Source organism: uncultured Bradyrhizobium sp., from assembly GCF_936943645.1.
Lineage (GTDB): Bacteria > Pseudomonadota > Alphaproteobacteria > Rhizobiales > Xanthobacteraceae > Bradyrhizobium.
This window is the reverse complement of record NZ_CAKZJO010000056.1, coordinates 145520-158308: the sequence shown is the minus strand read 5'-3', so window position 1 is coordinate 158308 and position 12789 is coordinate 145520. Positions and strand designations below refer to the sequence as shown.

17 protein-coding genes are annotated in these 12789 nt (G+C 65.2%); 11 read left to right on the top strand and 6 right to left on the bottom strand.

Translation table 11 applies throughout. The annotated features are described in order from the left end of the window. Window positions 1–2: 2 nt before the first annotated feature. Together kdpA and Q0743_RS16030 are read right to left on the bottom strand one after the other, a co-directional pair. Window positions 3–1706: a potassium-transporting ATPase subunit KdpA gene (kdpA, locus tag Q0743_RS16035; RefSeq protein ID WP_298242483.1), complete on the bottom strand. Its 1704-nt coding sequence runs from the start codon at window positions 1704–1706 to the stop codon at window positions 3–5. Between the two features lie 112 nt (window positions 1707–1818). Further along, on the bottom strand, window positions 1819–1908 hold the full coding sequence (locus Q0743_RS16030) for a K(+)-transporting ATPase subunit F (RefSeq protein WP_035698142.1): 90 nt from the start codon (window positions 1906–1908) through the stop codon (window positions 1819–1821). A 495-nt stretch (window positions 1909–2403) separates the two neighbouring features. On the opposite strand from Q0743_RS16030, the gene Q0743_RS16025 reads away from it, so the two are divergent. The 8 genes from Q0743_RS16025 (at window position 2404) to Q0743_RS15990 (ending at window position 5875) form a co-directional block, all read left to right on the top strand. Continuing rightward, window positions 2404–2871, top strand: a complete 468-nt coding sequence (locus Q0743_RS16025; RefSeq protein WP_298242482.1) for a hypothetical protein — start codon at window positions 2404–2406, stop codon at window positions 2869–2871. 40 nt (window positions 2872–2911) lie between these two features. Continuing rightward, window positions 2912–3172, top strand: a complete 261-nt coding sequence (locus Q0743_RS16020; RefSeq protein ID WP_298242481.1) for a hypothetical protein — start codon at window positions 2912–2914, stop codon at window positions 3170–3172. A gap of 134 nt (window positions 3173–3306) precedes the next feature. Further along, window positions 3307–3561, top strand: coding sequence for a hypothetical protein (locus Q0743_RS16015; protein WP_298242480.1), 255 nt, complete (start codon window positions 3307–3309; stop codon window positions 3559–3561). Window positions 3562–3585: 24 nt separating this feature from the next. Next, entirely contained in the window at window positions 3586–4503 is a 918-nt protein-coding gene (gene dapA / locus Q0743_RS16010) for a 4-hydroxy-tetrahydrodipicolinate synthase (protein ID WP_298242479.1), read from the top strand. 25 nt (window positions 4504–4528) lie between these two features. Continuing rightward, window positions 4529–4927, top strand: a complete 399-nt coding sequence (locus Q0743_RS16005; RefSeq protein ID WP_298242478.1) for a hypothetical protein — start codon at window positions 4529–4531, stop codon at window positions 4925–4927. Between the two features lie 112 nt (window positions 4928–5039). Continuing rightward, window positions 5040–5228: a hypothetical protein gene (locus Q0743_RS16000; protein ID WP_298242477.1), complete on the top strand. Its 189-nt coding sequence runs from the start codon at window positions 5040–5042 to the stop codon at window positions 5226–5228. A gap of 47 nt (window positions 5229–5275) precedes the next feature. Continuing rightward, window positions 5276–5656, top strand: coding sequence for a hypothetical protein (locus tag Q0743_RS15995; protein WP_367184918.1), 381 nt, complete (start codon window positions 5276–5278; stop codon window positions 5654–5656). A gap of 90 nt (window positions 5657–5746) precedes the next feature. After that, entirely contained in the window at window positions 5747–5875 is a 129-nt protein-coding gene (locus Q0743_RS15990; RefSeq protein WP_298242475.1) for a hypothetical protein, read from the top strand. Here the strand turns inward: Q0743_RS15990 and Q0743_RS15985 are convergent. Next, window positions 5872–6453, bottom strand: a complete 582-nt coding sequence (locus Q0743_RS15985) for a TetR/AcrR family transcriptional regulator (RefSeq protein ID WP_298242474.1) — start codon at window positions 6451–6453, stop codon at window positions 5872–5874. The two genes, Q0743_RS15990 and Q0743_RS15985, sit on opposite strands and share 4 nt — an antisense overlap. An 85-nt stretch (window positions 6454–6538) precedes the next feature. On the opposite strand from Q0743_RS15985, the gene Q0743_RS15980 reads away from it, so the two are divergent. The 3 genes from Q0743_RS15980 (at window position 6539) to Q0743_RS15970 (ending at window position 9592) form a co-directional block, all read left to right on the top strand. Then, window positions 6539–7279, top strand: coding sequence for a crotonase/enoyl-CoA hydratase family protein (locus tag Q0743_RS15980; protein ID WP_298242473.1), 741 nt, complete (start codon window positions 6539–6541; stop codon window positions 7277–7279). 69 nt (window positions 7280–7348) lie between these two features. Next, a complete protein-coding gene (upp, locus tag Q0743_RS15975; protein ID WP_298242472.1) occupies window positions 7349–7984 on the top strand; it encodes a uracil phosphoribosyltransferase in 636 nt (211 codons plus the stop codon). A 33-nt stretch (window positions 7985–8017) separates the two neighbouring features. Continuing rightward, window positions 8018–9592, top strand: a complete 1575-nt coding sequence (locus Q0743_RS15970; protein ID WP_298242471.1) for an AMP-binding protein — start codon at window positions 8018–8020, stop codon at window positions 9590–9592. Window positions 9593–9598: 6 nt separating this feature from the next. On the opposite strand, the gene Q0743_RS15965 is transcribed toward Q0743_RS15970, so the two are convergent. The 3 genes from Q0743_RS15965 to Q0743_RS15955 are packed head-to-tail and all read right to left on the bottom strand — an operon-like array spanning window position 9599 to window position 12777. Then, window positions 9599–10510, bottom strand: a complete 912-nt coding sequence (locus Q0743_RS15965) for a flagellin (RefSeq protein WP_298242470.1) — start codon at window positions 10508–10510, stop codon at window positions 9599–9601. A 16-nt stretch (window positions 10511–10526) separates the two neighbouring features. Further along, window positions 10527–12299, bottom strand: coding sequence for a flagellar hook-associated protein FlgK (gene flgK, locus Q0743_RS15960; protein WP_298242469.1), 1773 nt, complete (start codon window positions 12297–12299; stop codon window positions 10527–10529). Between the two features lie 22 nt (window positions 12300–12321). Next, complete coding sequence (locus Q0743_RS15955; protein WP_298242468.1) at window positions 12322–12777, bottom strand: flagellar protein FlgN; 456 nt, start codon at window positions 12775–12777, stop codon at window positions 12322–12324. Window positions 12778–12789: the final 12 nt, after the last annotated feature.

The following is a 12789-nucleotide window of genomic DNA, read 5'->3' as shown; positions in this document are numbered from 1 at the left end:
AATCAGAACAGGTTGCCGGCGTTCATCGCCAGATGCTCGACGATCGGGCCGAGCGCCAGCGCCGGGAAGAAGGTCAGGCCGCCCATGATCAGGATCACGCCGACCACGAGGCCGACGAACAGCCCGCCGGTGGTCGGGAACGTACCCATCGACGGCGGGATCGATTTCTTTTCCGCGAGCGCGCCGGCGATCGCCATGGCCGGAACGATCATGAAGAAGCGGCCGACGAACATCGCGCTGGCGAGCGCGAGGTTGTAAAAGAAGGTGTTGCCGGTCAGGCCCGCGAAGGCCGAACCGTTGTTGCCGGTCGCGGACGTGAAGGCGTAGAGCACCTCGGTGAAGCCGTGCGGGCCCGCATTCGCCATCGAGGCGACGGCCGCCGGATAGACCACGCCGACAGCGGTCCAGCCGAGGATCATCAGCGGCAGCACCAGGATGGCGAGCATGGCCATCTTGACCTCGCGTGCCTCGATCTTCTTGCCGACATATTCCGGCGTACGGCCGACCATGAGGCCTGCGACGAAGATCGCGAGGATGACGAACAGCAGCATGCCGTACATGCCGGCGCCGACGCCGCCGACAATGATCTCGCCGAGCTCCATGTTGATCAGCGGGATCATGCCGCCAAGCGCGGTAAAGCTGTCATGCATGGCGTTGACCGCGCCGCAGGAAGCGGCCGTGGTGATCACGGCGAACAGCGAGGATGCGACGATGCCGAAGCGCACCTCCTTGCCCTCCATGTTGCCGCCGGTCAAGCCGAGTGCCTGAAGTGTGGAAGTACCATTGGCTTCCGCCCAATAGGTGACAGCGACGCCGGCCAGGAACAGCACGCCCATCACGGCGAGGATCGCCCAGCCCTGGCGCTGGTTGCCGACCATGCGGCCGAACACGTTGGTGAGCGCAGCGCCCAGCACGAAGATCGAAAGCATCTGCACGAAATTCGACAGTGCGGTCGGGTTCTCGAAGGGATGGGAGGCATTGGCATTGAAGAAGCCGCCGCCATTAGTGCCCAACATCTTGATCGCGACCTGCGAGGCCACCGGGCCGACCGCGATGGTCTGCTTGGCGCCTTCCAGCGTGGTCGCCTCGACGTAATCGCCGAGCGTCTGCGGCATGCCCTGCCAGACCAGGAACAGCGCGTAGACAATGCAGATCGGCAGCAGCACGTAGAGCGTACAGCGGGTGACGTCGACCCAGAAATTACCGACCGTGCGCATCGAGGCGCGCGAGAAGCCGCGGATCAGTGCCATCGCCAGCGCGATGCCGGTCGCCGCGGACAGGAAGTTCTGATGCGTCAGGCCGACCATCTGGGTCAGATAGGACAGTGTGCTCTCGCCGCCGTAGTTCTGCCAATTGGTGTTGGTGATGAAGGAGACCGCGGTATTGAAGGAGAGATCCTCGGCAACTGCGCCCTGCCCGGCCGGATTGAACGGCAGCACGGCCTGGAGCCGCATGACGCCGTAGATCACGAGGAAGCCGCCGACATGGAACAGCAGCATGGCGACCGTGTAGGTCAACCAATGCTGCTCGCGCCTCTCATCGACGCCGGATACCCAATAGATGCCGGCCTCGATCGGCCGCAGCACCGGCGACAGGAAGGTCCGCTCGCCGTTGAAAACGCGCGTCATGTACCAGCCGAGCGGCTTGGTCAGCGCGACGATGATGGCACAATAGAGAATGATCTGGAGCCAACCGATCATAGTCATGGCATTAACCCTTCAGACTTTGTGTCCGGCGCAGGAGCGGCAGGAGCAGTGCAAGCAGGCCGGCGACGAGCGCAGCGTCGGCCAGCAGCAATTCGAGAAGCAGCAACACGGATCAGAACCGCTCGGGCCGCAGCAGCGCGTAGGTGAGGTAGATCAGCAGACCGAACGAGACCGCACCGGCGAGCGCATAATCGAAGATCATGGTCCGCTCCCTCAAAGCCGTTCGCAGGCGTAGGTGTAGCCGATCGCAAGGGCGAAGAAGACGAAGCCCAGCATCAGCATCAAAAGATCCATCATTTGAATGCTCCTCGTTGCGCCCTGTATTTTGACGCAACCGTGCCTACGTTCCCGACCGACAGCTTGCGATAGATCAAGCGCAACGCATGTCCCGCGGCTCTGGGCCGGGACTTTTCATGGCGCTGAAGTGCCACCACCAGCATAGGTTTTCGAGATGATGGCTATGGCGAAGTTATAGGAATCTCATAAAGGGCCGAGGCTGACGGGTGGTCGGACAACGACCACGAGGCGCATCACGCCGTCGTCCTGGAGACGGCGGGAAATGGCATACCATCGCTCCCACCCCATACTTATGAAATCCTTATATCTTCCGCCCCTTCCTCATCTCGCTTTCAAATGCCGTTTTGGCCATCTTGGAAACGCCGGCCGACTGACCGACGCCAACTCCAGGAGGCCTGACATGACCATTGCTCTCAGACACTTCGATCCACCCTCACTCGGCGATCGCTTGCGCAACACGCAGGTGATGACGCGACCGTTGATGCTTGAGATGATCGACAAGGCCTGCCGGCGCTTCCCGTCGCTTGGCCAGAGCGAGCGCACGGCACGTCTCATGCGCCTGATCGAGGCCGAAGCCTGGACCGATGCGGCGCTGGCGCTGATGGAACTCGAGCTGCCGCTGTGGCGCGTTCGCCGGATCGCCTATGATGAGGGCGAATGGCACTGCGCGCTCTCGCGCGAGCGGGAATTGCCGGATTGGCTCGATGCTGCGGTCGAAGGCTGCCACGGCGATCTCGCGCTCGCCCTGCTGTCCGCGTTCGTCGAGGTCCAGGCCCTCGCCGCGGAAACGCCCCGTCCGAGCGTCCCTTCTGTTCGTCCCGTGCCGGCTCCGCTTTACGAGCCGCTCGTCTGCGAGAATTGCGGCTAGAGCCGCCCAACGGACTCACGCCTTGCCACAAGCTCCGGACATGTCGCACACACTGAGCCCGGCGCGCGCGATCACGCGCTTCGCCGTTCGCGTCGTGCTGCTCGTCGTCTTTGCCGCATTCGGCAGCGTCGGCTTTGGCCGAAGCCTCGCCGTCCTGCTCTGGATGTCGATCATCCTGTGCGCGCTCGCCGGCCTCGTCAGGCGCGAACCGCTGTTCGGCCCTGCCCTCAATCATTGGGACGAAGCGGTCGCCTTCGGCGCATTGTTCGCGCTGGTTCACATCGCCAACGATGTGGCCTGAGCTGCCGGCTTTATGACCTTCCTATGAAATCGCCGCGCAGGCGCCCTCGAAATCATATTCGCGAGAAAGGATATTGAGCACGCCGGCAGGAAAAATATGTCCCCGTGCCGGCTTCGTTCAGAAGGAAGACATCCGTGAAACTCGTCGAACCTCCCTCGTGCAGCTCGCCTTCGACCATCGTCTTCATCGGCCGGAACCGCCGCGGACAATGGATCGCTCAGGAACAGCACGGCCTCTATGGCGGCCTGTTCGTCAGCCGCGCCCAGGCGATCAAATACGCGCTGTTCGAGAACGGGCAGCATCCCGAGACCATCGTCGAGCTGCCGAGCGAGATCGAGCTCGACATGGCCAGCAGGCCCAGCGCCACCATCTCGCAACGCGCCGCCTGAATTGGCGCCTTCAGGCGAGGTACCATGTTCATTCCTCCTGCTGCCTGGTTCACCGGCTTCATCGCGGACCTGCCGACGCCGTTCGACACAGCGGACGCAGTGGACCTCAGGGCGCTCGCCGCACTGTGCGAGCGGCAGATCACGGCCGGCGCTCCCGCCGTCCTGGTCTGCGAAACGGCCGGCGAGGCGCCAACCCTTTCTCCCGCCGAACAGGAGCTCGTCATCCGCGCCGCAGTCGATGCCGCTCGCGGCCGGGTGCGGGTCATCGCGGGCGCAGTCTCCAACGCAACCAGCCACGCCATCGAATTTGCGCGGCGCGCGGAGGCAGCCGGCGCCGATGCCGTCATGCTGGTCGTGCCCGCCTACAACAAGCCGATGCAGGAGGGGATACTCGCGCATTTCCGCGCCATTGCCGGCGCGACCGGACTGCCCGTGATCCTCCACGACGTTCCGTCCCGCACGCTGCGGCCGCTGGCCGACGAGACGCTCCTGCGCCTGGCCGAGTCCCGCCAGTTCGTGGGACTGCGCGACGGCAGCGGCGACATCACGCGCCCGATGCGCCTCGCGCGGCACCTGCCGGCCGGCTTCCGCTTTCTGTCCGGCGACGATGCGACCGCCTTCGCCTACATCGCGGACGGCGGCGATGGCGCCATCTCGGAGGTCGCCAACATCGCACCGGATCTCTGCCGCACGATCTTTTCGCAAGTCAGGCAGGGCCGCCTGCAATCGGCACGCTACCTCCACAGGCGTTTGATTCCGCTGATCGGCTGTCTGTCCAGGGAGAGCCCGGCGGCGCTCAAATATGCGTTGAGCGTCCTAGGCCTGATGGTCGCCGCAACACGGCTTCCGATCGTGCCGCTGGAGGCGACCGCGCAGGGAGAGGTGATACGCGCCTTCGCCGCGATCGCCGACGAGGAGTTGATCGACGGCGTCGGGGCCTGACGCGCCGAGGCCATCCGGAGATCGCATGCCGATATCGACCGAGGATGCTCATAAGCTGCTCCGTGCCTGGCAGCTGGCGCTGCTGCGCTTTGCCGTGACGCTGGATGAGGCCGACAAGCTCAACATTGCAGCACTCGCCGCCGAGCTCGATCGTCTCGGCGGTCGGCGCAATGCCGACGAGACGGTCCACTTTTTCCGGCGAACCAGTTCCCGGATCTGCGCGGCCATCGGCGCAGACCTGCAGGACGCGGACGCAACGCTGGAATGCTTCTGCAAGCAGATCGAGGAACCGCGGCTCCGGCTCGCCTTTGCCGCGGCCGTCGGGCTGGCGCAGGCCCATTCTGCATCGTCCCAAGCCGCGCGGCCGAAGCGGAACCCCCATCTGTTCAGAGGACTGCCCGCGCGCGGATCGGCGTCTTTATGACTTTCCTATGCGGTCGCCCCGATGCCCATCTCGCAATCCTACGCAACGATGGACATCATGATCGGCAGATTGGAGCGGCCGTCTTGCCGCGCCGAGGACAAGGACTTCCACAATGTCGATCCTGACACATGGTCTTGACCAGACCTTCCGGGCCGAACCCCCGGCGCGCATCTCCGAAGCGCGCAAGGCCCAGCTCAAGCACATCGCGCTTCAGGCGGTCGGCCTGCTCGCGATGGGCAGCGTGCTCACCGCGCTGATCGCACTGAGAACCGCAATTTATGTCTGGCATCTGCCGGTCTGACCGGCGCGGCAGTCATCATGACCTTGCAGATGTGTGAGGAGGCCGCCATGGCCGCGATCGCCCTTCAAGCCGTACATCGCCTGCCGGAGCCGGGAAAGAAGGTACCCGGAATCGACACGGCAACGACACTCAATCCACTCGACCCCGATGTCGTCAGCGCCTCCATTCCCGCCTTCTTCATCGGACGTAACCGGGCCCGGCTCTGGGTCGCCCGCGAGGCGCAGGGGCGCGCCGGCGGCCTCTTCCTGTTCAAGAACTCTGCGATCGATTTCGCCAGGCGCTGGAGCGCGCCGGAACGATGCGCTCTGGTATTTCCCGCCGAGACCTTCGAGCTGGACATCGAGAACCAGGGCAACCCGGTGGTCACGCTAGCTGGGCGATGGCTGGGCCGCATGAGACAATATCTTACGCGCGAGATCACGACATGATCGAGCTCAAGATCGCCATCCTGGTCGCGTTGATGAGCGCATTGCTGCTGGGCACGCGCGTCGTCGCAAGCCCAGGCTCGGACCGCTAGCATGCCGATCCTCAAGGGAAATCTCGAGCACGTGGTCACCGTGACCATCCTGACCATGACGCTGAGCCTGATCTGGGGCGCGATCCTGACGCTCGTGATCACGCTGGTCGCGCGCGGGCTCGGAGCCTAGCTCCGCGCCTCTCTCTCGATCAGCCGCGCCAATTCCGCAGCCGTGACCTCGATCGGCCGGCCGCTGCGCTCGACGCGGGCCTGGATCAGCGCCCCCTGGAGCGCCGACGTGCAGAGCATGGCAAGCGCCTCCGCGCGAGGTTTGGTGAAGCCGTCCGCGAGAAGCTTGTCACGCAGGATCGACAGCCGCGCCGCATAGGCTTTGCGTCCGGCATCGGATACGGCGCGCTCGCGCGGCGCAAGCTCGAGCAGCACGGTCGTGATCGGACAGCCATTGCGGAAGCCCGAGCCCTGCATCCAGCCCGTCAGTAGCCTTGCGTGGGCCCGCAAGAGGTCGGCCGTCGAGCCGCATTCGTCCGCGAGCTTGGCAATCGTCGCCGCGACGCGGCGGCCGGCCTCCTCCACAGCCGCCACGGCGATCGAGGATTTCCCATCCGGAAAGTAGTGGTAGAGCGATCCCTTCGGCGCACCGCTGACATCGACGATGTCGTTCAGCCCGGTCCGGCCATATCCCTGGCGGCGGAACAGCGTTACCGCGGCATTGATGATGGGCTGACGGTGTTTGGGCACGGCCGGCATGACGCTCTCTCCTTCGTGCAGAATTATATTGATTGGCCTACATCAGCTTCCGACAGTCAAGCCTGGCCCATGACAGGAGAGGCAAATGGCAACGGCAGTGAGCTTTGAGGTGAACGACGGCGTCGCGCAGATCGGGCTCGACGACGGCAAGGTCAACGTGATGTCAACCAGGATGCTGACCGAGATCGGCGCGGCCTTCGACCGGGCCGAGGCGGAAGCCGAGGTCGTGGTGTTGCGCTCCGCACGGCCCGGCATCTTCTCCGCCGGCTTCGATCTCAAGGTGTTCGCCTCGGGCGATGCCGCCGGGAGCCTCGAGATGGTCCGTGCCGGCGCCGAGCTCGCCTTGCGCTTGATGTCGTTTCCGCATCCGACGATCGGCGTGATGGAAGGCCACGCCTTTCCGATGGGAACGTTCCTGCTGCTCGCCTGCGACGTCAGGCTGGGCGTGCGCGGGCCGCATCGGATGGGGTTGAACGAGGTCGCGATCGGCATCGCGCCGCCGAGCTTTGCCATCGAGCTCGCGCGCAGCCGCGTTCATCCGGCCTGGCTCAGCCGCACGGCCACGCTCGGCGAGATGTACGAGCCCGAGGAGGCGCTGACCGCCGGCTTCCTCGATCGCGTAGTTACGCCGGACGCCATCGACAGCGCCCTTGCGGAGACCATCGTCGCGCTGCGCGCCATCCACAAGCCCTCGCATGCCACTGCCAAGCAGCGCCTGCGTCAGCCGGCGATGGACGCGATGCGCGCTGCGATCGACCGTGAGTTGACCATGGCTGCCTATACCGCTAGCAGCCGAGCCCGCAGCGCGGTAACGATGCCGGTCTGAGGCCACCTGCCCCGCGGAAAAAGCCCGGCCGATCTGGCGCAATTCCAGGGAACCGTGTAGAGCGGTTTCATGAGCACCAGCCACGTCAACGTCGTCGCCCACCCCCTGGTCCAGCACAAGCTCTCCCTGATGCGGGAGAAGGATCGCTCGACCAAGAGCTTTCGCGAAATCCTGAACGAGATCGGGATGCTGCTGGGCTACGAGGTGACGCGCGACCTGCCGCTGGAGCTGGTCGAGATCGAGACGCCGATCGCGCCGATGCAGGCGCCGAAGATCGCCGGCAAGAAGCTCACGCTGGCCCCGATCCTGCGCGCCGGCGTCGGCTTCCTCGACGGCATGCTCGCCTTGATGCCTTCGGCGCGCATCGCCCATATCGGGCTCTACCGCGATCCCGAGACATTGCAGGCCGTGGAATATTACTTCAAGGCGCCGCAGGACCTGTCCGACCGCACCGTGATCCTGATGGACCCGATGCTGGCGACCGGCAACTCGGCCTGCGCCGGCGCCTCCCTGCTCAAGGCCCGCGGCGCCCGCGATATCCGCTTCGTGTGCCTTCTGGCTGCGCCCGAGGGCATCGGCCAGTTCCAGGGCGAGCATCCCGACGTGCCGATCTGGACCGCCGCGATCGACGAGCGGCTCAACGACCACGGCTACATCGTGCCGGGCCTGGGCGACGCCGGCGACCGGATGTTCGGCACCAAGTAGACAGGTTTGCACGATCGGGTTAGTTCGGTTGCCATGAGTGCCAACGCGTCTTCGCTGCAATCGCTGATCAGGTCAGAGCCCGCCGCCGATCCCGCCTTCATATTCGACGGCACGCCGGTGTCGCGCGCCGAATTCGCAGCCAGGATCGAGCAGACCGCGGCCTGGCTTGCGGCGCAGGACATCGGCAAGGGCGACGTGGTCGCGGTCTGGCTGGTCAACCGGATCGAATGGCTCACGCTGCTGTTCGCCGCCGCCCGCTGTGGTGCGACTGTCGCCGCCGTCAATACACGCTACCGCAGCGCGGAAGTCGCGCACCTGCTTCGATTGTCCGGCGCCCGGCTCATGGTGGTCGAGGCTGCATTCCGTTCGATCGATTTTGCCGCGATCCTCGCCGACCTCACCAAGGACGAAGTCCCCGCGCTGCAGAAGCTTGCGGTGGTCGGGGCCGACGCGATCCCGGCACATTGGCCCTGCGTCCGCTTCGATGCTTTTGAAACGCCCTATCCGCCGGCGCCGCAAGCGCAGGATGACGTGGATCTGCCGGTGCTGCTCTACACGACATCGGGCACCACCAAGGGGCCGAAGCTCGTCGCGCATTCGCAGCGGACGCTGGCGGGCCACGCTGCTTCTGTCGCCAAGGCGCTTGGGCTCGATCCGCGGCGTCATTCGCTGCTGGCGATGCTGCCGTTCTGCGGCACGTTCGGCATGACGAGCCTGCTCGGCTTCGTCGCTGCCGGCGCAGCCATCCACGTGCTCGACGCTTTCGAGGCGGCGCCGGCGCTGAAGATCCTCCGCGAGCACAAGATCACCCACTCGTTCGGCTCGGACGAGATGTTTCGCCGCATCCTCGCCCTCACCGATGCGCCCCAGCCGTTTCCACATCTCGAACTCTGCGGCTTCGCCGCGTTCCAGCCCGGCTGGCGTGAGCTGGCCGCGGAGGCCGAGGCGCGCGGCCTTCCGCTGTTCGGCCTCTACGGGTCGAGCGAGGTTCAGGCCCTGTTCTCGATCGCACGCACCAGCGACGCCTTCTCCGGCCGCATCGAGGGCGGCGGCTGGCCGATGTCACCCGACGCAAAGGTGCGCGTGCGCGACACCGAGACCGGCGAGCTGGCAACAGAAGGCGTCTCCGGCGAGATCGAGATCAGCGCGCCGTCACGCTTCCTCGGCTATTTCAACAATCCCGACGCGACGCGCGAGGCGATCACCGCGGACGGCTTCTTCCGCACCGGCGACCTCGGTCGTCTCCGCGGCGACGGCTCCTTCGTCTACGAGACCCGCGCGGGCGATGCCATGCGGCTCGGCGGCTTCCTCGTCGCGCCGGGCGAGATCGAGGACGAGCTCAAATCCCTTGCCGGCGTCGCCGACGCCCAGGTGGTTGCGGTGGACCTGCAGGGCCAGGCGCGCTGCGCCGCTTTCGTGATCCCGACCACGGAGCCGCCGATGCAGGAGAAGCTGACCGCGCATCTGCGCGAGCGGCTCGCCGGCTACAAGGTTCCGGCACGGATCTATCTCGTGGACGCCTTTCCCGTCACCGACAGCGCCAACGGCGTGAAGATCCAGCGCGCCCGGCTGCGCGCCATGGCGATGGAGCGGATCGCCGCGGAATAGCCCGATCTATTTCAGGTAGCTCGCGAGATTGATGCTCAGGATCTTGGCGAGCGCCGAATAGGACGCGGTGAGCTGCGCCTGGTAGGTCGACAGCTGTGCCGTGATGGCGGCGACATCGACGCCGGTGAGATCGTTCGACAGCGTCTCGGCATAGCTCTTGTAGTCGGTCTGGCGGGCGCTCGCCGTCTCGATCGAGGACGCCGCGTTCGAGAGCTTCGCCTGCACCGCCGCGGTGTCGTCGAGCGCCGTACCGGCGAGATCGAGCGCGCTTGAAATGTCAGACGACGACAGCGAGGTGCTGTTGGCGACGAACTTCAGGACACGCATCACCTCCTCGAACGCCGAATTGTCGGCGGTGACGCCGTACGACACGGTCTGGTCAGCGGCAACGCGCACCGAGGCAATCTCGTCGTCGCTCCGGTAATAGCTGGTGTCGCTCGTTGTCGTGGACCCCGTTCCCGATGCGAAGCTCGTGAGATCGACCGGTGCCGTCTCGGTCTTGCCGCCCGCGAACACGTACTGGCCGTCATATTGGGTGTTCATCAGCGAGCCCATCTCCTGCAGCATCTGCTGGGCCGTGGTGATCACCGAATTGGTCTCGGTCGAGCTGCCGGTGGAAGCTGCGCTGAGCTGGGACCGGAGCTGGGTGAGAATGTCGGTCATCGAGCCGATCGCCGAATACATCACCTGGATCTTGCTGTCGGCGAGCGTCGCGGCGTCGACATAGGATTGCGCACGCGTCACGGAGACCTGGAGGTTGACGACATGCTGCGCGTCCGAGCCATAGCCGCCGAAATCGGTCGAGACCACGCCCGTCGATTCCTGGATCTGCTTGTTGGCCATCACCGACTCCACGCGCATCGCGTCGGCGATCATCCTGTTCGACTGTGCGAAGGTGGCGACCCGCATCGCGACCATGAGCGTGCCCCGCTTGTTACGACTGAACGGCGGACAGCAGCGCCGAATACATGGTGTTGATGGCCTGGATCAGCGCGGACGCCGCGGTGTATTTGTTCTGAAGCGTGCTGAGCTTGGCGGATTCCTCGTCGAGGTTGACACCGGACTGCGACGACAGCGAATTCGCATAGGTCGACTGCGCGGTTTCCTTCGCGGTGTAGGTGGTCGACGCCTGCGACGCCTTGCTGGCGACATCGGACACGATGGCCGAGGCATAGTCGGCCAGCGAGCCGGTCGTCGCCGCCAACCCTCCGGTGGACGCAAAGGTCCTGGACATCGTCAGCGCATCATAGAAGGCGTTGACCACGCTGGCCGAGCCCGACGACAGCACGCTGCTGCCGACGGTCAAGGTCGACGAGGAATCCAGCGTCGCGAGCTGGATCTCGTTGGTCCCGGACAGGATCTTGCTGTTGACCGCGATATCCGCCGCGCTGGTTCCGGTCACGAGGTCGTTGAGGCCGAAATACTCCGAAAACCCTTCGCTTGATGCGCCGACCGAGCTCGTCATCTCGTTGATGGCAACGCCGTTGCCCGAGCCGGTCGCCGTAATCGAAAGATGGCCGTCCGCATCGACCGACGCCGACAATCCGGAAATGCCGTTGATGGCGGTGACGAGGTCTCCGACGGTGGAATAGGACGAGAGGTCGAGATCGCTGTACGAGACCAGGTTGCCGCTCTGGTCGGTGACGGCAAGGCGCACCGTGCCGGAGGCGGACAGTGCCGTGCCGCTCGTGACGCTGGTCGTGCCGGTCAGGCTCGTCGGCGCCGGCACCGCGGAGGCGCTGTTCGAGACGCTGTTCATCGCCGACGCGAGCTGCTGGGCGAGCTGATCGAGCTGGGACTGCGCGTTCGGCAGCGTCTCGTCGCGCAGCGTGATGAGCGCGCCGATGTCTCCCCCTGTTATCTGCGAGGTGATGTCGACACCGTTCACCGTAATCGCGCTGAAGCCGCTCGACGAGGAACCGGCGGTGTAGGTGGTCGATGCCGTCACATTGGACGCGGCCGTATAGCTGATCGTATGCGCGGAGCTGTCGACCAGCGCCTGGCCGGACCTGGTGTAGATCTGGATGTCGCCGTTCGACGCCGTGAAGTAGTTGATGTTCATCTTCGAGGCGAGGTCCTGGAGCGCGGTGTTGCGCTGGTCCTCGAGATCCGCGGTCGACTGGCCGGTTGCCGCCGTCTGCTTGATCTGGTCGTTCAGATCCGCGATCTGCTGCAGGTCGGTATTGACGTCGTCGATCGCGGACGCGATGTCCTGGTCGGCGTCGGCGCGGAGCTTCTGGATGCTGCTCGACGTCTCCCGCAACTGGCTCGCGACGTCGTCGAGCGCGCTGACGACGTTGGATTGCAGCGAGGCGCTACTGGGCGTGCTCGCGAGCGAGGACAGCGCGGATTCCAGCGAGGCGATGCTGTTGGCGAGCGAGGTCCCGGTCGACGACGAATCGGTACTGCTGGTCGAGCCGTACAGCTTTCCGAGCGATGTCAGGTATGTATTCGTGGTATCGGCGGATCCGAGATCGGATGTCGCCGAGATCAGCGATTTCAGCAGGAGCTTGTCCACCGTCGAGGTGATGCCCGTCACCGTGACGCCGGTGCCGACGCCATTGGTGACGCTGCTCGACTGGTTCGCGGTCTTTGCGGTGTAGCCCGTCGTGTCGGCGTTCGAGATGTTCGACGACGTCACGCTGATCTGCACGGACGTGGCCGACAGCCCGCTGAAGGCGATCGATCGTGCGATATCGAGTGACACGGCGGACTCCTTTCGCGCAGGCTCAGGCGCTGCGGCTGGTGCCGCTGGACACGGCGCGCGCGGCGAGACGGCCGGAGGCGCCATAGGGCGACACCGCGGCGATCTGCTCGCGGATCGCCTGCATCACCGCTTCGATCCGGCGGTTGCTGGCCTCGATCGCCGCGCGCAAGCGCACCAGATTCTCGTCCATGGCGCCGCGCAGCTTCAGGATCCGCTCCAGCAGCTGCTCGCGCAGCATCCGGTCCCGCACGGTCAGGCTGGTCGTGCCTGCCGCACATTCGGCGACGGTCCGCTCGAAGATCTCCGCCAGCCGGTTCTTCTCGTCGACCTGCTTCAGCCGCGAGGCCGGCAGACCCTTGGCTAGCTCGGCATTCTCCTCGGCAACCAGCGCGGTCAGCGTGTCGATCAACGTGATCAACGACTTGATCCGGACGTCGCCATTCGCGGGATTGGTCATCGTGGCCTGGGCTGCACTCATTGTTCTCGCCTT

Coding starts and splice junctions, on each gene's coding strand:
- kdpA (WP_298242483.1), bottom strand. CDS start 1,706: ATGACTATGATCGGTTGGCTCCAGATCATTCTCTATTGTGCCATCATC.
- Q0743_RS16030 (WP_035698142.1), bottom strand. CDS start 1,908: ATGATCTTCGATTATGCGCTCGCCGGTGCGGTCTCGTTCGGTCTGCTG.
- Q0743_RS16025 (WP_298242482.1), top strand. CDS start 2,404: ATGACCATTGCTCTCAGACACTTCGATCCACCCTCACTCGGCGATCGC.
- Q0743_RS16020 (WP_298242481.1), top strand. CDS start 2,912: ATGTCGCACACACTGAGCCCGGCGCGCGCGATCACGCGCTTCGCCGTT.
- dapA (WP_298242479.1), top strand. CDS start 3,586: ATGTTCATTCCTCCTGCTGCCTGGTTCACCGGCTTCATCGCGGACCTG.
- Q0743_RS16005 (WP_298242478.1), top strand. CDS start 4,529: ATGCCGATATCGACCGAGGATGCTCATAAGCTGCTCCGTGCCTGGCAG.
- Q0743_RS16000 (WP_298242477.1), top strand. CDS start 5,040: ATGTCGATCCTGACACATGGTCTTGACCAGACCTTCCGGGCCGAACCC.
- Q0743_RS15995 (WP_367184918.1), top strand. CDS start 5,276: ATGGCCGCGATCGCCCTTCAAGCCGTACATCGCCTGCCGGAGCCGGGA.
- Q0743_RS15990 (WP_298242475.1), top strand. CDS start 5,747: ATGCCGATCCTCAAGGGAAATCTCGAGCACGTGGTCACCGTGACCATC.
- Q0743_RS15985 (WP_298242474.1), bottom strand. CDS start 6,453: ATGCCGGCCGTGCCCAAACACCGTCAGCCCATCATCAATGCCGCGGTA.
- Q0743_RS15980 (WP_298242473.1), top strand. CDS start 6,539: ATGGCAACGGCAGTGAGCTTTGAGGTGAACGACGGCGTCGCGCAGATC.
- upp (WP_298242472.1), top strand. CDS start 7,349: ATGAGCACCAGCCACGTCAACGTCGTCGCCCACCCCCTGGTCCAGCAC.
- Q0743_RS15970 (WP_298242471.1), top strand. CDS start 8,018: ATGAGTGCCAACGCGTCTTCGCTGCAATCGCTGATCAGGTCAGAGCCC.
- Q0743_RS15965 (WP_298242470.1), bottom strand. CDS start 10,510: ATGGTCGCGATGCGGGTCGCCACCTTCGCACAGTCGAACAGGATGATC.
- Q0743_RS15955 (WP_298242468.1), bottom strand. CDS start 12,777: ATGAGTGCAGCCCAGGCCACGATGACCAATCCCGCGAATGGCGACGTC.